The sequence below is a fragment of the Klebsiella sp. CN_Kp091 genome (assembly GCF_040065095.1).
GTDB classification, from domain to species: domain Bacteria; phylum Pseudomonadota; class Gammaproteobacteria; order Enterobacterales; family Enterobacteriaceae; genus Klebsiella; species Klebsiella aerogenes.
Genome location: NZ_JBEAIO010000010.1, coordinates 126,733 through 153,343, shown reverse-complemented (window position 1 = coordinate 153,343; position 26,611 = coordinate 126,733). Strand labels below are relative to the sequence as shown.

22 protein-coding genes, 1 tRNA gene and 1 pseudogene are annotated in these 26,611 nt (G+C 50.2%); 13 read left to right on the top strand and 11 right to left on the bottom strand.

Annotated features, from left to right (window positions below; genetic code table 11):
* The first annotated feature begins 8 nt into the window (after positions 1–8).
* The 3 genes from ABLV17_RS10650 (at position 9) to ABLV17_RS10640 (ending at position 4,655) form a co-directional block, all read left to right on the top strand.
* On the top strand, positions 9–3,158 hold the full coding sequence (locus tag ABLV17_RS10650; RefSeq protein WP_308958988.1) for a CusA/CzcA family heavy metal efflux RND transporter: 3,150 nt from the start codon (positions 9–11) through the stop codon (positions 3,156–3,158).
* A gap of 317 nt (positions 3,159–3,475) precedes the next feature.
* On the top strand, positions 3,476–4,195 hold the full coding sequence (locus ABLV17_RS10645; RefSeq protein ID WP_348854237.1) for a DNA/RNA non-specific endonuclease: 720 nt from the start codon (positions 3,476–3,478) through the stop codon (positions 4,193–4,195).
* Positions 4,196–4,310: 115 nt separating this feature from the next.
* Entirely contained in the window at positions 4,311–4,655 is a 345-nt protein-coding gene (locus ABLV17_RS10640) for a DUF1294 domain-containing protein (protein WP_308958174.1), read from the top strand.
* An 89-nt stretch (positions 4,656–4,744) separates the two neighbouring features.
* Here ABLV17_RS10640 and ABLV17_RS10635 read toward each other — a convergent pair whose 3' ends face one another.
* Both ABLV17_RS10635 and ABLV17_RS10630 read right to left on the bottom strand, forming a co-directional pair.
* A complete protein-coding gene (locus ABLV17_RS10635; protein ID WP_045386873.1) occupies positions 4,745–5,740 on the bottom strand; it encodes a membrane protein in 996 nt (331 codons plus the stop codon).
* A gap of 27 nt (positions 5,741–5,767) precedes the next feature.
* A complete protein-coding gene (locus ABLV17_RS10630; protein WP_047046119.1) occupies positions 5,768–6,400 on the bottom strand; it encodes an HNH endonuclease in 633 nt (210 codons plus the stop codon).
* Positions 6,401–6,579: 179 nt separating this feature from the next.
* Here ABLV17_RS10630 and ABLV17_RS10625 point away from each other — a divergent pair, with 179 nt between their 5' ends.
* The gene (locus ABLV17_RS10625) at positions 6,580–7,449 is read left to right on the top strand and encodes a phosphorothioated DNA-binding restriction endonuclease (RefSeq protein WP_047066029.1); all 870 of its coding nucleotides are present in this window, start codon (positions 6,580–6,582) and stop codon (positions 7,447–7,449) included.
* Between the two features lie 40 nt (positions 7,450–7,489).
* Here the strand turns inward: ABLV17_RS10625 and ABLV17_RS10620 are convergent, their stop codons facing one another.
* From ABLV17_RS10620 to ABLV17_RS10605, 4 genes are all read right to left on the bottom strand, one after another.
* Positions 7,490–7,831 (bottom strand): putative T6SS immunity periplasmic lipoprotein, encoded by a 342-nt coding sequence (locus tag ABLV17_RS10620; RefSeq protein WP_047075944.1) that lies wholly within the window; start codon positions 7,829–7,831, stop codon positions 7,490–7,492.
* Entirely contained in the window at positions 7,828–8,388 is a 561-nt protein-coding gene (locus ABLV17_RS10615; protein WP_308958173.1) for a type IV secretion protein Rhs, read from the bottom strand. Before ABLV17_RS10615 ends, ABLV17_RS10620 begins: the two co-directional genes overlap by 4 nt.
* A gap of 607 nt (positions 8,389–8,995) precedes the next feature.
* Positions 8,996–11,020, bottom strand: a complete 2,025-nt coding sequence (locus ABLV17_RS10610; protein ID WP_308958172.1) for a hypothetical protein — start codon at positions 11,018–11,020, stop codon at positions 8,996–8,998.
* A gap of 183 nt (positions 11,021–11,203) precedes the next feature.
* Positions 11,204–12,303 (bottom strand): IS3 family transposase gene (locus ABLV17_RS10605; RefSeq protein WP_308958171.1). Its coding sequence is split into 2 segments (ribosomal slippage): positions 11,204–12,048 and positions 12,048–12,303, totalling 1,101 coding nucleotides; the frame shifts between segments, so codons are not numbered across the junction.
* 533 nt (positions 12,304–12,836) lie between these two features.
* Between ABLV17_RS10605 and ABLV17_RS10600 the strand changes: the two genes are divergently transcribed.
* On the top strand, positions 12,837–13,418 hold the full coding sequence (locus ABLV17_RS10600) for a sce7726 family protein (RefSeq protein WP_308958170.1): 582 nt from the start codon (positions 12,837–12,839) through the stop codon (positions 13,416–13,418).
* Here the strand turns inward: ABLV17_RS10600 and ABLV17_RS10595 are convergent.
* From ABLV17_RS10595 to ABLV17_RS10575, 5 genes and pseudogenes are all read right to left on the bottom strand, one after another.
* Complete coding sequence (locus ABLV17_RS10595; protein ID WP_308958169.1) at positions 13,389–14,492, bottom strand: hypothetical protein; 1,104 nt, start codon at positions 14,490–14,492, stop codon at positions 13,389–13,391. The genes ABLV17_RS10600 and ABLV17_RS10595 overlap by 30 nt on opposite strands.
* Positions 14,492–15,349: an ImmA/IrrE family metallo-endopeptidase gene (locus tag ABLV17_RS10590; RefSeq protein WP_308958168.1), complete on the bottom strand. Its 858-nt coding sequence runs from the start codon at positions 15,347–15,349 to the stop codon at positions 14,492–14,494. The genes ABLV17_RS10595 and ABLV17_RS10590 overlap by 1 nt, the downstream gene beginning before the upstream one ends.
* Positions 15,349–16,032, bottom strand: a complete 684-nt coding sequence (locus ABLV17_RS10585; protein ID WP_308958167.1) for a hypothetical protein — start codon at positions 16,030–16,032, stop codon at positions 15,349–15,351. The genes ABLV17_RS10590 and ABLV17_RS10585 overlap by 1 nt, the downstream gene beginning before the upstream one ends.
* A 142-nt stretch (positions 16,033–16,174) precedes the next feature.
* A pseudogene (locus ABLV17_RS10580) lies at positions 16,175–17,432 on the bottom strand (integrase arm-type DNA-binding domain-containing protein).
* A gap of 163 nt (positions 17,433–17,595) precedes the next feature.
* Positions 17,596–17,680 (bottom strand) — tRNA-Leu (locus ABLV17_RS10575).
* 573 nt (positions 17,681–18,253) lie between these two features.
* Between ABLV17_RS10575 and ABLV17_RS10570 the strand changes: the two genes are divergently transcribed.
* From ABLV17_RS10570 to ABLV17_RS10535, 8 genes are all read left to right on the top strand, one after another.
* Positions 18,254–18,892: a carbonic anhydrase gene (locus ABLV17_RS10570; RefSeq protein ID WP_348854236.1), complete on the top strand. Its 639-nt coding sequence runs from the start codon at positions 18,254–18,256 to the stop codon at positions 18,890–18,892.
* On the top strand, positions 18,889–20,358 hold the full coding sequence (locus ABLV17_RS10565) for a SulP family inorganic anion transporter (RefSeq protein ID WP_348854235.1): 1,470 nt from the start codon (positions 18,889–18,891) through the stop codon (positions 20,356–20,358). The genes ABLV17_RS10570 and ABLV17_RS10565 overlap by 4 nt, the downstream gene beginning before the upstream one ends.
* Positions 20,359–20,471: 113 nt before the next feature.
* Positions 20,472–21,491: an NAD(P)-dependent alcohol dehydrogenase gene (locus ABLV17_RS10560; protein ID WP_032709732.1), complete on the top strand. Its 1,020-nt coding sequence runs from the start codon at positions 20,472–20,474 to the stop codon at positions 21,489–21,491.
* A gap of 142 nt (positions 21,492–21,633) precedes the next feature.
* Positions 21,634–22,506, top strand: a complete 873-nt coding sequence (locus tag ABLV17_RS10555; RefSeq protein ID WP_015368525.1) for a sugar ABC transporter permease — start codon at positions 21,634–21,636, stop codon at positions 22,504–22,506.
* Positions 22,496–23,383, top strand: a complete 888-nt coding sequence (locus ABLV17_RS10550; RefSeq protein ID WP_046654732.1) for a carbohydrate ABC transporter permease — start codon at positions 22,496–22,498, stop codon at positions 23,381–23,383. The genes ABLV17_RS10555 and ABLV17_RS10550 overlap by 11 nt, the downstream gene beginning before the upstream one ends.
* Before the next feature lie 10 nt (positions 23,384–23,393).
* Positions 23,394–24,218: a phosphodiesterase gene (locus ABLV17_RS10545; protein WP_049052627.1), complete on the top strand. Its 825-nt coding sequence runs from the start codon at positions 23,394–23,396 to the stop codon at positions 24,216–24,218.
* A gap of 5 nt (positions 24,219–24,223) precedes the next feature.
* Positions 24,224–25,297 carry an ABC transporter ATP-binding protein gene (locus tag ABLV17_RS10540; protein ID WP_308958164.1) on the top strand — a complete coding sequence of 358 codons (1,074 nt, stop codon included), beginning with the start codon at positions 24,224–24,226 and terminating at the stop codon, positions 25,295–25,297.
* The gene (locus ABLV17_RS10535; protein WP_308958163.1) at positions 25,290–26,600 is read left to right on the top strand and encodes an ABC transporter substrate-binding protein; all 1,311 of its coding nucleotides are present in this window, start codon (positions 25,290–25,292) and stop codon (positions 26,598–26,600) included. Before ABLV17_RS10540 ends, ABLV17_RS10535 begins: the two co-directional genes overlap by 8 nt.
* Positions 26,601–26,611 lie beyond the last annotated feature (11 nt).

Below are 26,611 nucleotides of genomic sequence, written 5' to 3'. Positions count from 1 at the left end.
ACGGAACAATGATTGAATGGATTATCCGCCGCTCGGTGGCCAACCGTTTCCTGGTGATGATGGCGGCGCTGTTTCTCAGCATCTGGGGGACCTGGACTATCGTCCATACCCCGGTAGACGCCCTGCCGGACCTCTCCGACGTACAGGTAATCGTCAAAACCAGCTATCCGGGGCAGGCGCCGCAGATCGTTGAAAACCAGGTCACCTGGCCGCTGACCACCACCATGCTGTCAGTCCCTGGCGCCAAAACGGTGCGCGGCTTCTCGCAGTTTGGCGACTCCTACGTGTACGTGATTTTTGAAGACGGCACCGATCCTTACTGGGCGCGCTCGCGGGTGCTGGAGTATCTCAACCAGGTGCAGGGCAAACTGCCCGCCGGGGTCAGCGCCGAAATGGGCCCGGACGCCACCGGCGTTGGCTGGGTCTTCGAGTACGCGTTGGTCGACCGCAGCGGCAAACACGACCTCGCCGAACTGCGCTCGTTGCAGGACTGGTTCTTAAAATATGAGCTGAAAACCATTCCTAACGTCTCGGAAGTGGCGTCGGTAGGCGGCGTGGTCAAGGAGTATCAGATTGTCGTCGACCCGATGAAGCTGACCCAGTACAGCATCAGCCTCGGCGAGGTGAAATCGGCGCTGGATGCCTCTAACCAGGAGGCGGGCGGCTCTTCCGTCGAACTGGCGGAAGCCGAATATATGGTGCGCGCCAGCGGCTACCTGCAGACGCTCGACGACTTCAAAAATATCGTGCTGAAAACCGGTGACAACGGCGTGCCGGTCTATCTCGGCGACGTCGCGCGGGTGCAGATTGGCCCGGAGATGCGCCGCGGTATCGCCGAGCTTAACGGCGAGGGCGAAGTGGCCGGCGGCGTGGTGATCCTGCGCTCCGGCAAGAACGCCCGCGAGGTGATCTCGGCGGTCAAAGAGAAGCTGGCGTCGCTGCAAAGCAGCCTGCCGGAAGGGGTTGAAGTGGTCACCACCTACGACCGCAGCCAACTTATCGACCGCGCCATCGACAACCTCAGCCACAAGCTTCTGGAAGAGTTTATCGTTGTCGCGCTGGTCTGTGCCCTGTTCCTGTGGCACGTGCGCTCGGCGCTGGTGGCGATTATTTCGCTGCCGCTCGGCCTGTGCTTCGCCTTTATCATGATGCATTTCCAGGGGCTCAACGCCAACATCATGTCGCTGGGCGGGATCGCCATTGCGGTAGGGGCGATGGTCGATGCCGCCATCGTGATGATCGAGAACGCCCATAAGCGGCTGGAGGAGTGGGAACATCAGCACCCGGGAGAGAAGCTCGGCAACGACATCCGCTGGAAAATCATTACCGATGCGTCGGTGGAGGTCGGCCCCGCTCTGTTTATCAGCCTGCTGATCATTACTCTGTCGTTTATCCCGATTTTCACCCTCGAAGGCCAGGAGGGCAAACTGTTCGGCCCGCTGGCCTTCACTAAGACCTGGTCGATGGCCGGGGCGGCGCTGCTGGCGATCGTGGTGATCCCGATCCTGATGGGCTTCTGGATCCGCGGCAAGATCCCTGCGGAGAACAGCAACCCGCTGAACCGCTTTTTGATCCGCATTTATCACCCGCTGCTGCTGAAGGTACTGCACTGGCCGAAGACTACCCTGCTGATTGCGCTTCTGTCGATCCTGACGGTGATTTGGCCGCTTAACCGGGTCGGCGGCGAGTTTCTGCCGCAGATCAACGAGGGCGATCTGCTGTATATGCCGTCAACGCTGCCGGGGATCTCCGCTGCGCAGGCGGCGGATATGCTGCAGAAAACCGATAAGCTGATCATGACGGTGCCGGAAGTGGCGCGGGTGTTCGGCAAAACCGGCAAGGCCGAAACCGCCACCGACTCGGCGCCGCTGGAGATGGTAGAGACCACGATTCAGCTCAAGCCGCAGGATCAATGGCGACCGGGGATGACCATGGAGAAGATCGTCGAGGAGCTGGATAAAACCGTGCGTTTGCCGGGGCTGGCAAACCTGTGGGTGCCGCCGATCCGCAACCGCATCGACATGCTCTCCACCGGCATCAAGAGCCCGATCGGCATTAAAGTTTCCGGCACTAACCTGGCCGATATCGACGCCATCGCCGAACAAATTGAAGTGGTGGCGCGCACCGTGCCGGGAGTCACTTCGGCATTAGCCGAGCGGCTGGTCGGCGGGCGCTACCTCAACATTGATATTCAGCGTGAGAAGGCGGCCCGTTACGGCATGACCGTCGGCGACGTGCAGTTGTTTGTTTCGTCCGCCATCGGCGGCGCGATGGTTGGCGAAACGGTAGAGGGCATCGAGCGCTATCCGATCAACATCCGCTACCCGCAGAGCTATCGCGACAGCCCGGAGACCCTCCGCCAGTTGCCGATCCTCACGCCGCTGAAGCAGCAGATCGTGCTCGGCGACGTCGCCGAGGTTAAGGTCGTTATCGGGCCATCGATGCTGAAGACCGAGAACGCCCGCCCGACCAGTTGGATCTACATCGACGCTCGCGACCGCGACATGGTATCGGTGGTGCGCGATCTGCAGCAGGCCATCGGCAAAGAGGTGAAGCTGAAGCCGGGCATCAGCGTCTCCTACTCCGGGCAGTTTGAGCTGCTGGAGCGCGCCAATCAGAAGCTGAAGCTGATGGTGCCGATGACGCTAATGATTATCTTCGTGCTGTTGTACCTGGCGTTCCGCCGCTTCGGCGAGGCGCTGCTGATTATCACCAGCGTGCCGTTCGCCCTCGTCGGCGGGATCTGGTTCCTCTACTGGATGGGATTCCATCTGTCGGTGGCCACCGGTACCGGCTTTATCGCCCTGGCCGGGGTGGCGGCGGAGTTTGGCGTGGTGATGCTGATGTATCTGCGCCACGCCATCGAGGCGGAGCCATCGCTGGAGAACCCGCAGACCTTCAGCGCCGATAAGCTCGACGAGGCGCTGTATCAGGGCGCGGTACTGCGCGTGCGGCCAAAGGCGATGACCGTGGCGGTGATTATCGCCGGCCTGCTGCCGATTTTATGGGGCACCGGTGCCGGTTCGGAAGTGATGAGCCGTATCGCCGCGCCGATGATTGGCGGGATGATCACCGCGCCGCTGCTGTCGCTATTTATCATTCCGGCGGCATATAAGCTGATGTGGCTGTACCGGCATCGGGGCAAGCGCGGAGAATAAATAAAGGCAAGCCCGTTGGTATTTCACCGGCGGGCTTTTTTATTATTAGACCCACAAATAATTACCTCATTTAACCCTCACCCGTTCTCATATTATCTCATCCTCTGCGCCAATCGGCCTTCACTCCTCGTTATCCCCTTTAGCTTCATTGATTTTCCTGCTCTCCCTGGCTGCGTATTTATCACGTGGAAAAAAGGTGGGCCTTAATTCAATGAGCGCTATCGATGAACCAGAATCCTTTTCCACCTTGTTTATTTTTGCTGTTATTACTTTCCACCCTGAGCACGATATCCCCCTGCCATGCCGCGACAGTAAAGATGGATAATTGCGAAGTTGGCTGCCCAACCGGCGGCAGCCAACAGACGCTCTTCCGCGCGGCCTACACCCTGAACAACAACCCTCACCGTAAGCTGGCCAACTGGGTAGCGTATAAAATCACCCGCGCCAGCGAGGCCAGTAACCGGGAGAGAGTATGGAAACAGGACCCCGATCTCCCCGCTGCCGATACCCTGGCGCCCGCCGACTATCGCCGGGCTAATACTTTACTGGCGGTCGATCGAGGCCATCAGGCGCCGCTGGCGAGCCTCGGCGGCGCGGCGGACTGGCCTGCGCTGAACTATCTGTCGAATATCACCCCGCAGGAAGCGGCGCTGAATCAGGGAGCATGGGCGCGGCTGGAAGACGCGGAGCGCGCGTTAGCCGAGCGCCCGGAGGTGACGGCGGTTTATGCGGTTACCGGACCGCTGTTCGAGCGGCATATCGCCACCCTGCCCGCCGCGCCGGGCGTGGAGATCCCCAGCGGTTACTGGAAGATTATTTTCCTCGATAGCGGCCCGCAGAGCGGGCAGTATGCGGCATTTGTGCTGGACCAGGCAACGCCGCGCGATGCTAATTTTTGCGACTATCAGGTGACGGTGGAAGAGATCGAGCGCCGCACCAGTCCGCATTTGACGCTGTGGCCGGCATTGCCGGCGGCCGTTGGCGCAATCTTAAAAACGCAGCCGGGGAGGTTGGCGCGGGAAATGGGTTGCAGGTAGGGAACGGAGGGGTAAAGTTGTCGACCTGTCGCGATTAACAATCGGCGTCTTACCGCCAGCTAGCAAACCAGGTATAGTTGCCGTCTCTGCCACCGCTAAGCGCTGTTGATATTGTATGAAGCTCGGTTATTTTTGTTACTTCCTGCTGGCCATCGCCGCCGTCGGCAGCGTGTTGCTACCCTATTCCATCGCCATGTGGTTCCTGCTGGCGAACGTGCTAACCTGGCTTATCTACGGCATCGATAAATTAGCCGCCCGTAAAGCCTGGAGCCGGATCCCGGAATCCACCCTGCTGACGTTCGGCCTGCTTGGCGGATGGCCCGGCGCGATTGCCGGGCAGCAGTGTTTTCGCCACAAGACCCAGAAGCAGCCATTCAGGACATATTTCATTATTAGCATCGTGCTGAATGTTGTGGTGCTGGTTGGCGGATATTGGCTGTACCGGGATTATGGGGTGTAGGGTTGGTGTAATTTATTATCACTACATTTACGCTCAATATGCTCAACACCAGGTCTGCAAACGCAGCGTTGAGCAATATTTTTTACTACCTATTGCTCTACTTTTTCAATAATAAAACCATCGCGTCGTAAAAAATCAATTACACGCTGGATATTACCAAGCCCCCATTGGTTCGATATTGCGATAACTTCGCCAGATTGAAGCTCAATTACCGCATCTTCACTCAAATGATATCGATTCTTTCGCCCATCAGGAACTTGATCAGCCAAAACAATTGTTCGATTTTTGAGAATTTCACCCAGCTTAGTATAAATGTCCTCAAGGCTGTGGGGATTATGCTTATTTATCCAATCAGTAAATAGTTCAAGGGCTAACTTACGCTTATTATAAACACCACCATTATACCTATATTCAGAGTAATCTTTTTCAGACTTCTGGCTACTTATATTTTGCTCAACCAGCTTTTCCCTGAACTTAACTTGATATTCTTCTAATTCTGGAACCGGAATTATTTGCTCCGCATTTATTAGTATATCATCGTTAAACTTGTAAGGTGTAAGACGAACACAACGAATATCAACACCTTTATCTCTCAGCCAAATCGCTGTAGTGGTCAGTTCTTTCCCAAAATCAGCTGAAGCAAGAACAATTCTAACATCCTTACCAAAGTCAGAGAGCTCATTCTCCTCAAGACCAATAAATTCTAATATTTTTGCTTTAGCATTAACATCTGAATCAGTACCTAAATATGACTGATAATATTCGCATGCTTTTGTAAAACTCATTGTAGAAATCATAGCTGCATAACGCAATGCTTGTAATTCCATATGAGCGCCGATTTCATCTCGCTTTAACTCTATTACGACAAGATTAGCCTGCTTATCAATCGCTAATAAGTCAATCCGTCTTCTGCTGTCCTCCCAATCTGAAAACTCCTCAGCAATGACAAGACAATCAGGTGCAAGGATATCAATATTATTTTTTATAGCTTCTTGCAAATCGTAACGTTCCTGAAGCCCCTCTATTGAGTAGGTAGTTTTTTCCAGCGCAACTAAATTTTTATCAGCAATATTATATAATGCCATTTTTCAAATCCGTTTATGAAAGTATTACTATGATTGTATCAGAGTTTTTAATTCATCTGGCGTATATGGCGGGTTTCGCCGATGCAGCATCGCGTGACAGTTGGGGCAAACTGGGATCAGGTCAGTTTTCGGATCCAAACGATAGTCCTGTTTAATCTCCGATAGCGGCACCAGATGATGAATATGGATAAAGCCCTGGCCGATATCACCGTAGCGCTTAGCCATATCAAGGCCGCACACCTGACACCGGGTACCGTGATAGCGCAACGCAGCCTCGCGGGCCTGGCGATCGCGCTCATAGCGGTTAACCATAACCTGAACCGCAGCCCCTTCCACAAACTCACTTTTCGGCTGTAGCTCGTCGGGAAAAAGGGTAATGCCGGCATCATCTACTCGCTCCTGAACGATCTTGAATCCTTGTTCCAGCAACAGACGGACGCATTTGGATTTGATCCCACCGCTGAAATCCGCCGGGGTGAACTCCGTTTTCGTCGCCATGGTGGCCGCTATCCCAACGATAGCTTTAGAGGGATAACGACGTCCTTCGAATTCGACTTCATACAGACGCGCGTCTTTAAACTGATGCGCTATACCCTCGTCGTATGCGCGGATGGCTTCGATGATGCATTCTCGCGATAGATGATCTGGCAACCGTTTCATATGGCTGAGCTATTTGATGATGAGTGACCTCATTATAGATAGAAAGCGGAATAAATTTCGAATAGATAAATCATGGTGATAGTTGAAAAGAGACCTGGGTTGGATATCGAATCCCGGTGGCTTGATCGACAGCAGTTTTGCGAGCATCATCGCAATTATTTAGCAAAATACGTAACGCGATGCCTTCTAGTAAAACTCTGCAACAAGCGATCGCCAATATCACTATCTGGCGCAAAGGCGAACAGCGCGCGCCGCATAAACCTCTGCTATTGTTGCACGTGTTGTCTCATTACCAGCACGGACATACGCGGATGTTCGATTACGCCTCTGAGGTTCGTGATGAGTTACATAGTCTGCTGGAGCGTTTTGGTCCACAGCGCGCGCAATACCGCCCCGATATGCCCTTCTGGCGTCTAAAAGGCGACGGCTTCTGGGAATTACGCAACGCTGAGCAATGTTCAACTGAAGGCAGCAGACAGCCACCCTCTAAAGAACTGGAAACCTATCACGTCGCGGGCGGCTTTGACGAAGAGCACTTCGCGCTGCTGAGCAAGAATAAGAGGCTGATTAACACCTTGGCGCATCAGATCCTGCAGGCCCATTTCCCGGAGAGTATTCAGGAAGAGATCGCCGATGAGATGGGGTTTGATATCCAGCAAATTCGCAAAGAACGCGACCCGCTGTTCCGCCAGCAGGTGCTACGCGCTTATAACTATGAATGCGCTATCTGCGGCTTTAATATGCGCCATGACAACACCTCCGTCGCGCTGGAGGCTGCGCATATCAAATGGAAGCAGCACGGCGGCCCATGTGAAATTCCCAACGGTCTGGCGCTATGCGCCATTCACCACAAAGCGTTTGATAAAGGTTCGATTGGCCTGGATGAGCATATGCGGGTACAGATTTCTCCCGCGGTTAACGGCGGCGGGATTGTCGGAAAGCTGTTCTGGGACTTTGATGGTAAGCAAATTGGATTGCCTCAGGGGAAGGACTGTTACCCGAAAGAGGGATTTGTGGAGTGGCACAGGAGAGAGGTATTTAGGGGGTGAGGTAAGGCACGCGACTATATGTCACGGAGTCACCCCTCCGCTATTTAGTCAACGTCCCAGCACTATCAATAAAGAATTCATGAACATATTTTTTATTATTTAAACCGTAGTTAATGACATAAGTATGATTCTTCTTCCATTCAATATCGATGCAATTGTCAGGATATGATGACATTAACTTGTCATAACCAGAACTCATTACCGTTTGCGTCTTACCGTTTTCGCCTGAATCAATAGTGTAGTAATTCAATACATCCCTTTTATCCAAACTAAAGCAAAGATGCTCTCCATTAATAATGGTATCTCTTGGGTGTGGCGCAGGATTACCACCAGGACAACCGGAAATAAGAAAAGTTAAAGGTAAGATAGCGAATCTCTTCATTGTGGAAATCCCTTCATAACTAATTTATATTTTTGAAGCAATATATAGTCAGATTCTTTATGATCATAATCTCGTAATGCAGGCAGATACAGATAATTTTTAAAACCGTAAGCTTGCAACAACCAGTAATCACTAACTAATGAAGCCTGCTGTTCTAAGCTATAATGTCGTATGTTCTCCTTGTCTAAACTGTAACTGTAATCAGCAAATCGGGAGAACAACCCTCTGGTTCTAACAAACATTCCGTGCTGCGCTTGCCATACATGCATTAACTCATGCATGAATCTATGTTTTTTTTGCACATCAACTTCCATTGAAAAATCATGGGAGTAGGTGTCTTCCCTAAACCACATTTCTCCGTTAGGACTCATAGCAATATCAGTAGGCTGCAGATTGAACGGCAAATAACTTTCCCGATGAATCCACACTGTATTGTACCGGAGACCGTAGCTAAATAGCGTTCTTGCTAACCCAATCTCACCAGTGGTTATAAGCCTCGTTCCACCGGGCTTAATACGTGTCCCGGATGTCGCGTTAATCCTCTCGTTTACAGGCATTCAAAATCCCTCTGAATTGCAGCGGTATTGTTTATTTATCGTACGCCAATGCAATCGACAAGGGAAAGATTTTTATCCGAAAAAATTTGCAGCTGACTTAGCATAGTTAATGGGAATACAATACTCACATGCGTTACACGAAGTGTTTAAACAGATACTGAATTTCCGGCACAAAAAGATGCCTTCAGGTGAATTGGTTGTCGATTGGGTTCGAAGGCCGGACTCGAATTTCACACCTAACAAACTGATATTAATGTATTTTACAATCAGGAATAAGTAATTATACCCGCACTTGTACCCACAAATCAGAATCCATACAAAAAATAGACATTGCGAGTGGATACAATATCAGTAGACCACCGATAAGGCCCTTAAGCAAGGGCATGCATTTAAAATGACACCTTCTTAGTTACTTTATATTTATCCATTTCAACAGTTCGTAATTGACATTAAAAATATAATCTGTATCCATAACTGTTTCTGTTTAATAAAAAACATAAAACCTGTACCTGTACCTGTACCTGTACCTGTATCTGTATCTGTATCTGTATCTGTATCTAAATTTTATTTACCCTGTATGTTACTCAATATTAAAAGCATGAAAGAGCTATAATATTGCAACAGCTTCTGTACCATCTTCCTTTAGTACAGTTTCAAAAGCAGGCCATATATCAAAAAACGGATAAGAGAATTTTATGTCTCCGCACTGGACATTATATGCAAGCTGCTTTACTCTTCGACGCTTTGCAGTAATAGATGGTAATTCATTCAAGAAGCCAAGCATTTTTTCAATAGTAATCTCACCATGGTAAAAACGATCACTTTCAGGAATTATCTGTGTACGCATTCCATTTTTCACTTCGGTAGTTACACTCACCATACGCTCAATAAAGCTATAAAATGCAGTTTTATCGACAACAAAGCACCCCTCTTGATGATAAATCCCCCCAAACACCGAGGTGGTGACAATCATTTTATGAAAACACTTTGGCTTCCATCCCGCGGGTAAACCTAGAGCATTTCGGACCAATTCTAATTGAGTAGAATAATAATTAGCATATCGTGTCACTTGTTTAATCCAAGAGGTTTTAGTTTTCTGTGCAACATTACCACCATTAATATTCACAAGCGTCTGGTAATAGCGATTAAAATGTACCGGATGTCCATTAGATTTCAACTCAACAAAGAATAAATGATCTTGAATCACCATTGCGCAGTCACAGTCATAATCTTTTCGTACTGAAAGTTGAGCAGCACAAATTTTAGAATTCCTGACCTTCTGAATAAACTCTCGTTCGTGAACTTTTCCCTTATCATCGATTGAAATATTTTTGGCACTAAAAAGTGATAATAGTGAGCGAGTCACACAACTCATTGAAACAATGGAAGGCAACATACAAAGACCATCGTTACATTGTAGTAACGGGCAATCATTTATATCTAAAGCTTTATCATCAAATGTAAAGTAATCAGTGACTAATGCCGCAGTAACCCAACAAAGGCCGCCCTCAACAAAAAGTCGTATCCATTCATCACGAGTATGATAAATAACCCAATCTTTAAGTTGTAATTTCCCAGGCGTTGTTCTGCGGAAACGTTCAACCATCTCCTGTTTCGCTATCGCCACTAATATTCCATATGCATGTATCCATGCATAAATATTAACTCCCCCATACTCAATATATAAATCCTCCGGTGACATATTTTCCATTTCACTAAAATAAGCGATGGGGAAAAAATCGTTTTCATTAATCCACTCAGGAACTATCGACTTCAGTTGTTCAATGAAATTAGGATTTTCTTCCAAAACCCTCTGAATTTCATAATAGACCCCCGTCCCCCTCATGGTAAATCTTGAGCGTGCAACCTCATAATCCTTATAAATACAATCCTCATTCACTTCTATGGAGATGTTATTCAAATCTAAATAGTTAACCTTTGCATTACAAAACCGGAAAAGATCACTGATACGATTAAGTGAATCGTAATCGTCCCATTCTTTTATCCAACCACCTGCATTTTTTACTGCTTCCTCTGAACAATGATGTTCAATTTCAAGAAAATTAGAATGCCGTAACTCTTTAAATATGTTACCAGTATAACTGCACACTTGGTCAAATATCATACTGATTGATTTTACATTATGTGGAGTGACATCTTCCGACAGTGGAAGTCCATGCATTCTAAATATGATGGGAAAAATTGATTCAAGCCGACTGCTTGGTATATCATCAAGGAGTGAGCACATAACACTCAAGCTTATTTCAGAAAAAATTAAAAATGCACTAAGCTTATATTCCTCTTTCCTGTAAAAACGTTCATTCATAACCCTAATGCGTCTAAAAAAATCATTATATGCCACATGAATAGTACGGCAGTCCTTCTCCATCTTTAAAATCTCATCACAATGAGAAGGAAAACGGACTAAAAGCAGATAGATACATTGACCAAAATAACACGTATAATCATCTTCAGATTGTTCAGATAAGCGATTATAGTAAAGCGCTGAAATTTTGAGAACATTCAAAGCTGGTTCAAGCTCTACTTTATCAATCCACTCCTGAAAAAACACAATAAATCCCTCAGCATCTTCGGCTAATTTTTTTATCACCCGCGCATCATAGTAAGTCATTGAACTATACCATTAAGAATATATTATTGTTTTATAAGTATGTAATAGAACAGTCACTAATTGCCAGTATTTTCTATTAAAAATTGCACACCAGAGGTGTTGTAAGCACACCTGTTTTAGTTCCACGCACTTTTTGAGAGCTCCGGGTTTTTGACCCTGGCCCAAATTCAGTGCAGTGCTAAATCAGAGATCTTCGTCTTTTTGCAGACTCCGGATAAATTCAGCCGGAGTCATGTCATTTAGTGATGAATGCGTCCTCTCATGATTATATTCCCTGCGCCACTTGTCGAGTTTGTCCTGCGCATCTTCCAGTGACAGGAACCAGTGAATGTTCAGACATTCGTCCCGCAGGCTGCCGTTAAATGACTCAATAAACGGGTTATCGGTCGGTTTCCCGGGACGGGAGAAGTCCATCGTGACACCGTGCTCATACGCCCATTTATCCAGACTTTTCGAGATGAACTCGCTGCCGTTATCCGTCTGGATACGTACCGGCAGGCGTTTATCCAGCACCCGTAATGCTTCCACTATGCTGACCACATCCTCGCCTTTCAGCGATTTTCCGGCATGGATCGCCAGACACTCCCGACTATAATTATCCACTACAGTCAGCGCCCGAAAACGCCGCCCGTTAAACAGACTATCCGACACTAAATCCATACTCCAGCACTGATCGATATGCGTCAGGGCCGGGCGCTGCTGGCGGCGTGCGGCACTGACATGCCTGCGGGGGCGCTTTCTGCGCAAATTCAGGCCTTCCAGACAATAAATCCGGTGTGTTTTCTTGTGGTTAATCTGCCAGCCTTCCCGCCGCAACTGGATATGAATACGCGGGCAACCGTACCGTATCCGGGTTTCCGCTATTTCCCGGATACGCAGGGTTATCGCCCGATCGTCACGCCGGCTCTGCCAGTGGTAGACAGTTCTGCTCTGCATCAGCAACCCGCATCCCCGGCGGACACTGATACGATAGGCCTCCTGCAGAAAATGCACCGCCTGGCGCTTCTGAGCCGGCCTCAGAACTTTTGTTTCAGTACCTCCTGCAGCATCTCCTTGTCCAGACTCAGGTCTGCCACCAGTTTCTTCAGCCGCTGATTTTCATCCTCCAGTTGCCGTAGACGGCGCAGTTCCGTTACGCCCAGACCGGCGAATTTCTTCTTCCAGTTGTAAAACGTGGCCTCAGAAATGCCCATCTTTCTGCAGACTTCCCCGACGCGGGTGCCGGTTTCGGCCTGTTTCAGCGCAAACGCGATCTGTTCTTCGGTATAACGGGTCTTTTTCATGGCGATGTGCCTCTCTGTGAGATCGAAGAAAGACCGGAGACTTCAGTTTAGACTGGTACTGTTTTCAGGGAGGAGATCACACTGAGAGCACATGAGTGCATGTCTATGGCGCATGAAAACGCATGAGTCTTATGCACTATTTTTGGCACGAAAGCCCTTGGGGGTCGGTTCTGAGACGATTTGCAGGATGCATGAAAACCATTCTGTTAAGCTAGGCGGGCGAGGCTGCGCACGGAGATGCCAAAACTTGAGATCGAGTGGCTACTGTAACCTATGATGCCTTGCACTGATGCAGATTGAAAATGAGCGTACAAAAACATTATTTATCATAAAGATACACATGAAATCTTATTTCTATTATGATGACTATGCTGCACTTTCCGTACATCATCAAAAGATTTCTTAGTTTTGAAGTCCCTGTTATACTTTTAACAAGAACCTTGTTTAACTGATTGACGAACGGGATTTTTCATTACAAGGGTCAATTATGTTTAACAAATTTGCTTGCGTTATAAATTAAGTACGGTGTTTCTATGATTCTGAATGATAAAGAAATAAGATGTGGTTTAGTGGAAATGCTATTATCTAGAAAACAAAAGCCCGCACGTATCATTCATGAATTGCCCATAGATAATGGAAATGCCATAGCGGATGTTGTAGCTGTATACAAGCAGCTTCATTGTTATGAAATTAAAGGCGACGGTGATAAAATCGAACGACTTCATTCACAAGGTTTTTTTTACAATCAAACATTTCCCAAAATAACTTTGGTTACTACTGAAAAACATTTAATTCGAGCTTTGAATATTGCACCCTCATTTTGGGGAATAATTATTGCTTTCCATCATAATGGCCAAGTTAAAATGAGATATATTAGAAAAGCGGCTGAAAACATTAATATTTCTAAAAACTCTGCCTTACAAACATTATGGAAGGAAGAAATGATATCTCTCATGGATGATTATGGCCTACATCTAAAAAAATCGGAAATGAACAGAACAAATATTTCTAGAGAAATATCCTTAAAAATTAATAAAAAGGAACTGAACGAAAAAATCAGTTCCTTACTTGAAAAAAGAAAGAGTTCATTTATTAAACATATAAACCAGATGTAGATTAACTAAATGAGGGACTATAGTTGATGCAGTTGCTGGCTTTCCTATATTATTAGCCTTGTCATGTAAATAACCGTCACCAGTAGAATAAGGCTTGCCTCGATAAATCGTCGTTTTGGCGATTAGTTTTTTTGCCAATTTACCTAATTCCCCTCTATCGGTTTTGAACTTTCCACCGCGAATTAAAAGAATTTTTTTATCGAATGGATAAATTAATTTAGCTGTTGTAACATTATCCATATCCTCATCAAACAATTCAACATCTGAATATTCAGGACTGACGCAAGTATAATCTCCTAAATATATAACCGCATCTACCTCTAAAGATTTTAATAAAACATTTTCATAAATCAAAACCTCTTCTCTAATTACTTCTTTTTCATCTCTTGTTTGAATTATGTCAGATATAGATGCGGGAATAGTCGAACCAGTTACAATAGTTTTAGAAAAATAGATCCCATCATTTTTAAGTGAAACTAAAAATTCCATTATTTGTGAATGCAAGATAATTGATGAATTTTCCTTACAAATCCTACAATCGAAAACAACATCAACATCATCAAATAGCGAATATAGTTCTCTTAATAAATTAATTAATGAGGTTCGACATAGTGCATAACATTCAAAATCATCTTGTGTTAATCTTACGGCAACTCTATTTACAATAAGGGAACCATTAGTCAAGCCATTTTTAATAGCCGATAGATGGTCAGGATGCCTATCTAAACCTATAACCGAGATCATTCCTAGAGGGCCGAAAGTATCAATAATACCGACATAATTATATGCCCCATTGTACTTTATAGTATCCTCAACATCATAATTATCCATATAAAAATGATTTAAGAATTTTAAATTTATCTCGAACTTTCTATGCAACCTAATCAGATCCCCAGCAAACAATTCCTCTTTGTTCTTAATAGCGGCTTCAGGTTCACGCCTTGATTTTTTAAGTTTTTTCCTTGGAAAATCAAAGAATGGTTCAGGATTAATTTGTGGGTGTGTAGAATGCAAATTTTTTAATGCACTGATCTCACTACCTTTGAGCTTCAAAAATGGAATGTAATTATTCATTAAAACAAGTCCTTTCGTAAATCTTCTTTATAAATTAAATCCGTAAATATTGTATAGTTAGCTCTTTCTCTTCTAATCCTTCCAGCTATTATCGCTGGGTGAATATTTACTTCATCCGCAAACTGTTCAACCTCAAATGTTGAGTTTGAATATTTTATAGGACAACTTCGCCAAATTCTTCTAGGTATTAACAATTCCCCAGCTAACTTATTCGCTTCGAATTCTTTTCCTTGAGTATGTGCAATAGACTCATCTATATCATCAATTATTACTTCATTTAATTTATCATAATGAAGAATAATATGGGCCAACTCATGTGCTAAAGTAAACCAAAAGTTATCTGCTCGATTGTGACGGAGACTTAAAGCGATTATAGGATTACCTTGCTTATTTGTGTATACAGCCCCATCAAGATTGAGTCCAGGAAAAGACTCTTCAAAAACAACCAATATCCCTAGCTTAATTAGTTCGGCTGAAATTTTAATATGTCCATTTTTCTCTGAACTAATCTTCAATATTTCAGAAACAATTGCCTCATCTACTTTATTATAAGTGGGTAATGAAAGCATTTCAAGAACACGAACTTTGTTCCTTACCTTACATAACCAAAGATCAATAATAAAGTCTTTCGCTTTATCAGACTTCCTGAATAGAATCTGACTATTTTTGTCCTTATAACTATTAAAAAGCACTGCAAGCTTATTATAATCATAAGTTTTATCATCATGCATAAACTGCTTTCTGACGTTTGCCGGAGCAGTATTCAGTCTATTAATAAACTCTTTATACTCTAAATAAAAACCACTGAAATCGTTAGAACTATAACGGCCTAAAAAAAGCTCATCATCATTAACCATTATATAGCCCTCACAAAGTCAAGATATTTATCCTCATGCATTTCATAGTACCACAAGCCATCTTTATCTGCCTGAACATAGTGGATCATTTTAAGTTTATGCTCATAAAAACCTTGTGCTTGCGGTAAAGAATGTAAGCACATTCCCGGTTGAAATTTTAAAACATCCTTACAATGTCTCATTATTTCCTTTAAGAATACAGTGCCTACTCCTGAGAATTTTTTATCACCCAGTGAATGATATCGATTCCAAGGGGCTACAGCTATAAATTCAACATAAAAGAGTTTCTGAGTAGAAAGTACCGATTGCTTAGGATGGTAGATTAAGCAAGCAGCCTGTATCTCATCATCGACTCTAAGAAAGAACCATTTATACTCATCACTTTTTAGTAACAGTGATTTATTAAACCATTCCCAATGATCATCTTCGCTTTGAATCTTCTTTTCTTCTTCTGCTCTTTCATCTTCAGATAGCGTATCCAAATATGCAGCTAACTGTAATCTGAAAGCTTTCCATTTTATATCGCAGGAGTAAGCCGTAAAAATATCCCAGCCAAAGGTTATTCTGAAATTTTCGTTTTGCCCGGTGTAGTTGTTAGTAAAAGATCCCTTAGATATTTCTTCTTCCGGAGGTTTACTAGCAATTTGTAACTTTATTAGTTGGCTAAGTTCATTACTATCCATTAGAACACCTAAAAGTTATTCACATTTAGGATTTTTTACCTTGATTTATAAGGTATTTCAAGAGCATTTTGATTTTAATTTGTTATTATTCAAATACAAATAATTACATCTCTAGTTATTTACATGACTTTTAAAATGCTCACTAGATTTTAGAGCTTCCAAAATCGTAAGGAGTGATGGGGTTTATCTTGGTAGTATCAAGATAGTCAGCCCACCATTGCAACATCAATCGACGTTCATCCAAATGCTCAGAAGTATGTATATAAGCCGCACGGACATTATTACGCTCAGTGTGGCTCAACTGACGTTCAATTTCATCATCGCTCCATAACCCTGACTCACCGAGCGCACCACGCGCCATCGTCCTAAAACCATGTCCGCAAACTTCGGTTTTCGTATCATAACCCATGGCACGCAACGAACTATTCACCGTGTTTTCACTCATAACTTTGGCGGCGTCGTGATCCCATGGGAACAGCAGTTCTTTATCACCACTAATCTGCTTAAGCTGCTCTAACAAAATCATCGCCTGTCGACTGAGAGGAACGATATGCTCCTCTTTCATCTTCATACCCCGGTTTGAGTAACGCACGACTTTAATTTCTTCTCGCTTTGCAGGTACACGCCAGAGAGACTTATCGAAGTCGAACTCATCCCAACGCGCGAAACGTAATTCACTGGAACGCACAAAAGTTAGTAAGGAAAGCTCAACCGCGATCCTTGTCATTACACGGCCATGATATGCAGCAAGACGAGCAACAAACTCAGGGAAGCGGCTAGAGGCTAAAGCAGGATAGTGTCGTGCTTTGGTTGTTGATAAAGCACCAACCATATCACTGGCCGGGTTAGAGTCGATGTAATCGTTCTGTACGGCATAACGCATAATTGCCGTGACACGCTGCTGAAGACGCTGTGCGACGTCATGTTTGCCACTGGCATCAACTTTTTTAATCGGGCCTAACAGGTGGCTGGTTTTGAGCTGGCGAATGTCGGACGAACCGATATGAGGGAAGATATAAAGCTCAAGATAGCGAAGAACGCACGATCGATGATCTTCACTCCAGCGCTTGTTACTGGCATTCCATTCACGGCAATAGTTTCGAAAGTATATGCCCCGAATTCTCGGCCTGAGCTTCTTTTTGTTCGGCTTTTGGGTCAATGCCCTGCACTAATAGCTTTTTAGCTTCATCGCGCTTTGCTCTTGCCTGAGCAAGCGTCACCGTAGGCCAAACACCAAAGGCAAGGCGATCCTCTTTTTTGTCAGAGGGGCGTCTGTATTTCATGCGCCAGTATTTAGAACCCTTGGCCGAAACCTCAAGATACAAACCGCCGCCATCGGTCATTTTGTAGGTTTTGTCTTTTGGCTTTGCGGTCTCGACCTGTCTGGCGTTGAGCTTCATCTGGGGGCACATTTCTTATCGAAGTTAAGATGCCCCCAATTATGCCCCCAATGACATCCGGATTTCAACGGACAACCTCGGACGACTCAGGACGTAAAAATCGCTGTAAGCATTGATTTTTAAGGGGTAATTGGACTTTCTCGGATGGTCCTGGAAGTACTAATGGTGCCGAAGGCCGGACTCGAACCGGCACGTATTTCTACGGTTGATTTTGAATCAACTGCGTCTACCGATTTCGCCACTTCGGCACTGAAGGGATACGGAAAACGTTTTGGATTATACCTGTCGATAGCCGCCATGCAAGCGACAGCGTGCATCAGTCGTGCTAAGTGTTGAAAAAAACAGCGTAATCCTACAAACGAGCGGTGCGGTGTCACATTTTTCAGCCATCAATGCGCAGCAAACCGGCTTCCTGGCCTTCACTTCCCTGCCCCTACGAACAACACATCACCAATCTCGCCCCAATTTTTCTCAAATCCATCTCACATTACCCCCTCATCGCGCCAACGTTTTATCGCCGCCAACCATAAGCATTTACGCTTCCTCAAACACTCAATATAAGATTCCAGAATAATTAAAGTAATTAATTTATATATTCCATAAAAAACTATCCCATCGCTTTTTCTTATTACCGCAATCCTTAAGAATTTATTAATTACGTCAATATTTTTATAACTTTACATTAATGAAAAGTTTTGTTTTCGCTCTTTATTCCAGGATTTTCCTCAGGCGTGAAAGTTCCGGTAAATACTATTTTTACTAGTCGCTGTACGAGTCTCGATGGACATCTTCACTCGGTGAATTTACTCAGGAGAAAGACTGTGACTACCTTAAAACCTTTACTGGCGCGTAACCGCAGCTGGGCGCTGCAGAAGTGCCAGCATGACCCGGAATATTTTGAAAAACTGGTAGCCGGGCAGCGGCCGCATTCGCTGTGGATTGGCTGCTCCGATAGCCGCGTTCCCGCCGAAGTGCTCACCGGCAGCCATCCCGGCGAACTCTTCGTCCACCGTAATATCGCTAACATGATTGACCCTGCCGACGACAACTTTATGAGCGTACTGCAATATGCCCTCCACTATCTCGAGGTCGAACGGGTGGTGCTCTGCGGCCACTACGGCTGCGGCGGCGTGCAGGCGGCGCTGTCGTTGCCGGAGATGCCGCTGGCCCACGAGTCCTCGGCGCTGGCCCGCCGCATCGGCTCGCTGCGCGATACCCTGCAAGGTGATATCGCTGCTCTGACGCTCACTGACACTGACACCGACGCGGCCGAAGCGCTCAACGCCCTGGTGGAGGCCAACGTTCGCGCCCAGTTCAGCCGCCTGCTTGGCTGTGACCCCGTACAGACGCTGCTCGCCAGCGGACGGCCGCTCAGCCTGCACGGCTGCGTCTACGATCTGGCATCTGGCCATCTGACCACTCTCGTCGAACACCTCTCACCTCAGGAGCATGCCCCATGAATACTCTTCGTCAGGACTCTCTCGCAGGCATTGTCGTCTTCCTTGTCGCCCTGCCGCTGTGCCTCGGCATCGCCCAGGCCAGCGGCTTACCGCCCTTTGTCGGTCTGCTGACCGGTATCATCGGCGGCCTGGTCGTCACCGCCCTCAGCCCCTCCCGCTTCGCCGTCAGCGGCCCCGCCGCCGGACTGGTCACCATCGTCGTCGCCGCCATCGAATCCCTGGGTTCCTTCTCCATCTTCCTGATGGCGCTGGTGCTGGCCGGCGTGCTGCAGCTGCTGTTCGGCATTCTGCGGGCCGGGCGCTTTATTTCGCTGGTTCCCGCCAGCGTCATCAAAGGTATGCTTGCGGCGATCGGCATCCTGCTGATTATGCAGCAGATCCCCGTCGCGCTTGGCAGCGCAGAAGAGACCGGGCTCGCCGATATCGTACAGGGTAACGCCACCTTCTCCCTCAGCGCTATCGCCGTCGCCCTGGGCGGCCTGCTGGTGCTATGGCTGTGGGGTTCGCCGCTTATCCGCCGGGTGACGAGCCTGCGCTGGATCCCCGGCCCGCTGATCGCTGTCCTGCTCGGTTGTGCCACCACCGTATTAATGACCCAGGCCGCGCCACAGCAGCTTGCCTCCCTGCCGCGCATTACCCTGCCGGAGTTCGGTAGCCTCGGCGATCTGCTGGGCGAGCTGGAGTCTCCTGCGTGGAGCGCGTGGCGTAATCCGTCGGTGTGGGTGGTGGCACTGACCCTCGCGCTGGTCGCCAGCCTTGAAACCTTGCTCAGCCAGGAGGCGCTGAAAAAACTGCGTCCGCAAAATCCGCCGCCTTCGCCGAACCGCGAAATGGTCGCCCAGGGCGTCGGCAACCTGCTCTCCGGCATACTCGGGGCGATGCCGATCACCGCAGTCATCGTCCGCAGCTCGGTCAACGTCAGCAACGGCGCACAGAGCAAACTGTCGATCTTTATCCACGGCGTGCTGCTACTGATCTGCGGACTGTGGTTTAGCGGCCTGCTGACGTTAATCCCGCTTGCCAGCCTCGCCGCCGTGCTGTTGTATACCGGCTATAAGCTGGCGACGCCGCGGCTGTTCATTGAACAGTTCCGCCAGGGCGCCGCACAGTACGTCCCCTTCCTTGCCACCATTGGTGGGATTATCGGCTTCGGCATGCTGGCGGGGATCGGGATTGGTCTCGCCACCCAGGTGGCGTTCAGCATCTGGCGTAGCCATCGCCATTCACTACAGCTGGCGCGCTACGACGACCACTACGTGCTGCGCATCCAGCAGAACCTGACCTTTTTACACAATCCACATCTGCTGGCGCTGCTGGCGAAAATTCCGGAAAAGAGCGTGGTGATCGTCGAGCACGATAACGTCGGCTATCTTGACCCGGATGTGCAGGCGGTGCTGGATGATTTTGCCGAGAGCGCGCCGCAGCGCGGCATCCGCCTCAATCAGTGGCCGCTTGCCAGCCGCTGACCGTCTCCCGGGCGGCTGGTCCGCCCGCTTATCCACCCCTCCTAATGCCAAGCGACGCCTGTTGCCATGCTCTACACTTTCTTCGTTACTACGCCAACCCCAAGGAAACAAACATGAGCATCATTAAAAGTTACGCCGCCAAAGAAGCGGGCGCCGATCTGTCGCTGTGGGAGTACGATGCCGGCGAACTGTTGCCGGAAGATGTTGAAGTCGAAGTGGAGTACTGCGGGATTTGTCATTCGGACCTGTCGATGATCGACAACGAATGGGGCATGTCGAGCTACCCGCTGGTCGCCGGTCACGAGGTGATTGGCCGGGTGGCGGCGCTGGGCAGCGCGGCGCAGGATAAAGGGCTGAAGATTGGTCAGAAGGTCGGGATCGGCTGGACAGCGCGCAGCTGCGGCCACTGTGACGCCTGTATCAGCGGCAATCAGATCAACTGCCTGGAAGGCTCTGTGCCGACCATCATGAACCGCGGCGGCTTCGCCGATAAGCTGCGCGCCGACTGGCAATGGGTGATCCCGCTGCCGGAGAGCATCGATCTGGCTTCCGCCGGCCCGATGCTGTGCGGCGGCATCACCGTCTTCAAACCGCTGCTGACCCACCACGTGACCGCCACCAGCCGCGTCGGCGTGATTGGTATCGGCGGCCTCGGCCATATCGCCATTAAACTGCTGCGGGCAATGGGGGCGGAAGTGACCGCTTTCAGTTCCAACCCGGCTAAAGAGCAGGAAGTGCTGGCAATGGGGGCCGATCGTGTGGTGAACAGCCGCGATCCGCAGGCGTTAACCGCGCTGGCCGGTCAGTTCGATCTGATCATCAACACCGTGGCGGTGGATCTCGACTGGCAGCCGTACTTCCAGGCGCTGGCTTACGGCGGCAACTTCCACACCGTCGGCGCGGTAATGAAGCCTTTCCCGGTTCCGGCCTTTACCCTTATCGGCGGCGACCGCAGCATCTCCGGCTCGGCGACCGGTAATCCGTCCGAACTGCGTAAGCTGATGAAATTCGCCGGGCGTAGCAAAGTGGCGCCAACCACCGAACTGTTCCCGATGTCGCAAATTAACGAAGCCCTGAAGCACGTGCGCGAAGGCAAAGCCCGCTATCGCGCGGTACTAAAAGCCGACTTCTGATTGGTATTTATCGCCGGGCGTCCCGTGCGCCCGGCGCTTTTCTCCTTGCTTCATCAAACCGTCATCTCCCCGCCATTCCCCTGTAGTCATCGCTTCCCACAATCCGGGCTTCCATAAACGCCTGAACGAGACGCCCGTCACCATGAATAAGCGCTGGCTCCCCTGGCTGATACTGTCGCCTTCCCTGTTGTTTTTACTGCTGTTTACCTGGTTTCCGCTTGGCCGTTCGGTCTATGACAGCCTGTTTGATACCCGCATGGCCAGCGACGGCGCGCAGTACGTCGGGCTGGATAACTTCGCCCGCCTGTTTGCCGACGGCGTTTTCTGGCAATCGCTGGTCAATAATCTGCTCTATATCCTGCTGACGGTGGTACCCGGCGTGACGCTCGCTCTGCTGCTGGCGGTGGCGCTGAGCGAGAATCACCGCGTCAACCGCTGGTTGCGCACCGCCTTTTTCTTCCCGATGATTATCCCAATGGTCAGCGCCGCCGCGCTGTGGCTGTTTATTTTTATGCCCGGCCTCGGCCTGCTCGATCACTATCTGGCGAAGCTATTTGGCCCTCAGAACAACAACTGGCTGGGGCGCAGCAACAGCGCGCTGCTGGCGCTGGCGCTGATTGGCGTGTGGAAATTCGCCGGCTACTACATGCTGTTTTTCCTCGCCGGGTTGCAGAGCATTCCGGCCTCGACGCGGGAAGCCGCGCTGATGGAAGGGGCCAGCCGCACCCAGGTGTTTTTTAAGGTCACACTGCCGCTGCTGCGCCCGACGCTGAGCTTTGTTATCACCACCGCGCTGATTTACTCCATTACCCAGATTGATCACGTCGCGGTGATGACGCGCGGCGGGCCGGATAACGCCACGACCGTGCTGCTCTATTACATCCAGAATCTCGCCTGGGATACCCACGACCTCGGCAAAGCCTCCGCCGCCACCTTCCTGACGCTGGCCGGGCTGTTTGCCTTCTCGCTGATTAACCTGAAATTGCTGGAAAAAGGAGCCCACTATGAGCGCTGAAATCTCGCCGCTGATGGTCCGCTCGCCCGCCGCTGCGCGTCCGCTGTGGTTGCGCCTGCGTCGCTCACAGCCCTTTACCCTGACGGTAATCATGTGCTGCCTGGCGCTGCTATGGGTGAGCCCGTTTATCTGGATGCTGGCGACCTCGTTCAGCGCCACCACCTTCGGCGAAGATATGGCCTCATTGCTGCCGCGCCTGCCGCTGACCCTCGATAACTTCCGCGACGCCTGGGACAGCGCCGACTGGCTGAGCCTGTACGCCAACACCCTTATCTTTACCTTCGGCACTTTCTTCGTGCAGCTACTCACCATCACCACCGCCGGCTACGTCTTCGCCTGCCACGAATTTCGCGGCAAGAAAACGCTGTTTCTGCTGTTTCTCGTCCAGCTGATGATCATGCCGGTGGTGATGATGGTGCCGAACATGCTGACTCTGAAAACCTTCGGCCTGCTCAACACTCTGACCGGCGTGATGATGCCTTACTTTACCTCGGCGTTCGGCGTGTTTCTGATGCGCCAGGCGTTCCTCGCCATCCCGAAAGAGCTGGAAGAGGCAGCGCTGATGGAGGGATGCCGCTGGTGGCAGGTGCTATTCCGCGTACTGCTGCCGATGTCCTGGCCATCGGTGCTGGCCTTCGCCACCGTCAGCATTACCTACCACTGGAACGAGTACCTGTGGCCGCTGATGATGCTCAACGATCCCGATAAGCAGGTGCTGACGGTCGGGCTGGTCTCTTTCGCCATGGGCGCTGAATCCGGCGGCCAGTGGGGCACCATCGGCGCCGGGACGCTGATGGTCTGCCTGCCGCTGATGCTGGCGTTCATCCTTTTCCAGAAACAGTTCCTGCGAAGCTTCGGCTTCTCCGGGATCAAATAAGGAGTTATTCATGCTGTTAGCGCACATTTCCGATACTCATTTCCGCAGCCGCGGCGAGAAGCTATACGGCTTTATCGACGTCAATGCCGCCAATGCTGATGTGGTTTCTCAACTTAACGCGCTGCGCGAACGCCCGGATGCGGTGGTGGTGAGCGGCGATATCGTCAACTGCGGCCGTCCGGAGGAGTATCAGGTCGCCCGCCAGATCCTCGGCAGCCTGAACTATCCGCTGTATCTCATCCCCGGCAACCACGATGATAAAGCGCTGTTTCTGGAGTACCTGCAGCCGCTGTGCCCACAGCTCGGTAGCGATGCCAATAATATGCGCTATGCGGTTGACGACTTCGCTACCCGCCTGCTGTTTATCGACTCCAGCCGCGCCGGCACTTCAAAAGGCTGGCTGACCGACGAGACCATTAGCTGGCTGGAAGCGCAGCTGTTCGACGGCGGCGACAAACCGGCCACGGTGTTTATGCACCACCCGCCGCTGCCGCTGGGCAACGCGCAGATGGACCCGATTGCCTGCGAAAACGGCCACCGTCTGCTGGCGCTGGTGGAGCGTTTCCCGTCGTTGACGCGCATCTTCTGCGGCCATAACCATAGCCTGACCATGACCCAGCATCGCCAGGCGCTGATCTCCACCCTCCCCGGCACCGTCCATCAGGTACCGTATTGCCACGAAGACACTCGCCCGTATTACGATCTCTCGCCGGCTTCGTGCCTGATGCACCGCCAGGTCGGCGAACAGTGGGTGAGCTACCAGCACTCGCTGGCCCACTACGCCGGGCCGTGGCTGTACGACGAAAACATCAGTTGTCCAACGGAAGAGCGCTAACCGCCATGCTCAGTCTGCAAAACATCAGTAAACATTTCGACGGTAAACCGGCGCTCAGCGCGCTGTCGCTTGATATCCACGAAGGTGAATTTGTGGTGCTGGTCGGCCCGTCGGGCTGCGGTAAAAGCACCCTGCTGCGCCTGCTTGCCGGGCTGGATCAGGTCAGTGAAGGCGAAATCTGGCTGCATGATGAGAACATCACCGACACCACGCCGCGCGAACGCAATTTTGCGATGATCTTCCAGAACTATGCGCTGTTTCCACATCTCTCTGTGCGCGACAACATCACCTTCGGCATGAAGGTGCGTAAGGAAGAAAAAAGCGGCTGGCAGCCGCGGGTAGATAAAGTCGCGCAGATGCTGCAGCTGGAGGCGCTGCTCGATCGCAAACCGGCGAAGCTCTCCGGCGGCCAACGGCAGCGGGTAGCGATGGCGCGGGCGATCGTGCGTAATCCGCGGCTGTTCTTAATGGATGAACCGCTGTCCAACCTCGACGCTCGCCTGCGCAGCGAAGTCCGCGACAGCATTATGGACCTCCACCAGCAGTTAAAAACCAGTACCGTCTACGTCACACACGATCAAACCGAGGCCATGTCGATGGCCGACCGCATCGTGGTGATGAACGGCGGCCACGTGCAGCAGGTGGGGCGGCCAGAGTATCTGTATGCCAACCCGGCCAATCTGTTCGTGGCCGGATTTATCGGTTCGCCAGCGATGAACCTGCTATCGCTCCCCTGCGTCGACGGCAACGTTCAGCTTGGCGAACTACGCCATCCGCTACCGCCGCGCCACCGCAGCCAGACCCGCGCCTGGCTGGGCATTCGCCCGGAACATATTACCGACAGCGTGGAGCAAGGCCATCTGCGCCTGCCGGGCACCGTCCTGCAACGAGAACTGATGGGAGCCGATTATCTGCTCCACGTCAGCACGCCGATCGGCACCCTGCGCTTTAGCCGCCGCCACCGCGGCACGGTACCTGAAAAAGGCGAATCGCTGATCCTCGGCTTCTCGCCTGCCGATGTGCATCTTTTTCATGCTGAGACCCAGCATAATTTACTGATGGAGACAGACCATGTTTAACCCCCTCACCGCCCTGACGGTTGGGCTCAGCCTCGCCCTGAGCGGCGCGGCGCTGGCGAAAGAGAAAATAGACTTCATGTTCCCGGCCCCGGTCGATGGCAAGCTGACGATGGAGATGACACGCGTTATTAAAACGTTCAACGACTCGCAGCAGGATGTCGAAGTTCGCGGCATCTTCACCGGCAACTATGACACCACCAAGATCAAAGCCGAATCCGCACAGAAGGCCGGACAACCGCCGGCGCTGGTGATCATGTCCGCCAACTTCACCACCGATCTGGCGCTGAAGGGTGAGATCCTGCCGATGGACGAACTGTTTAAATATGGCGATCAAAAGGCTGGCGATTTTCTGCAAAAGGAGTTCTGGCCAGCGATGCATAAGAACGCCCAGGTGATGGGCACCACCTATGCGATCCCATTCCATAACTCGACGCCGATCCTCTACTACAACAAGACGCTGTTCGATCGGGCTGGGATCGCCCAGCCGCCGCAGACCTGGGCCGAGCTGCTGGCCGATGCCAAAAAGCTGACCGACGAGAGCAAAGGCCAGTGGGGGATCATGCTGCCGTCGACCAACGACGACTACGGCGGCTGGATCTTCTCGGCGCTGGTGCGCGCCAACGGCGGTAAATATTTCAATGAAGACTATCCGGGTGAGGTTTATTACAACTCGCCGACCGCTATCGGCGCTCTGCGCTTCTGGCAGGATCTGATCTACAAAGACAAAGTGATGCCTTCCGGGGTACTGAATTCGAAGCAGATCAGCGCCACATTCTTCTCCGGCAAGCTCGGAATGGCGATGCTCAGCACCGGCGCGCTGGGCTTTATGCGCGAGAACAGTAAAGATTTTGAACTCGGTGTCGCCATGCTACCAGCCAAAGAGCAGCGCGCGGTGCCGATCGGCGGCGCCAGCCTGGTGAGCTTTAAAGGCATCAACGACGCGCAGAAGAAAGCGGCCTACCAGTTCCTGACTTATCTGGTGAGCCCGCAGGTGAACGGCGCGTGGAGCCGCTTTACCGGCTACTTCTCGCCGCGCAAGGCTTCTTACGATACGCCGGAGATGAAAGCATATCTGCAGCAGGATCCGCGGGCAGCGATCGCCCTTGAGCAGTTGAAGTACGCGCATCCGTGGTACTCCACCTGGGAGACCGTCGCCGTGCGTAAGGCGATGGAGAACCAGCTGGCGGCGGTGGTCAACGATGCCAAAGTAACGCCGGAAGCTGCGGTACAGACGGCACAGAAGGAAGCTGACGCGCTAATGAAACCTTATGTTGATAAGACCGCGCTGGGAGAAGTGAAGTAGCGCAGGTATGT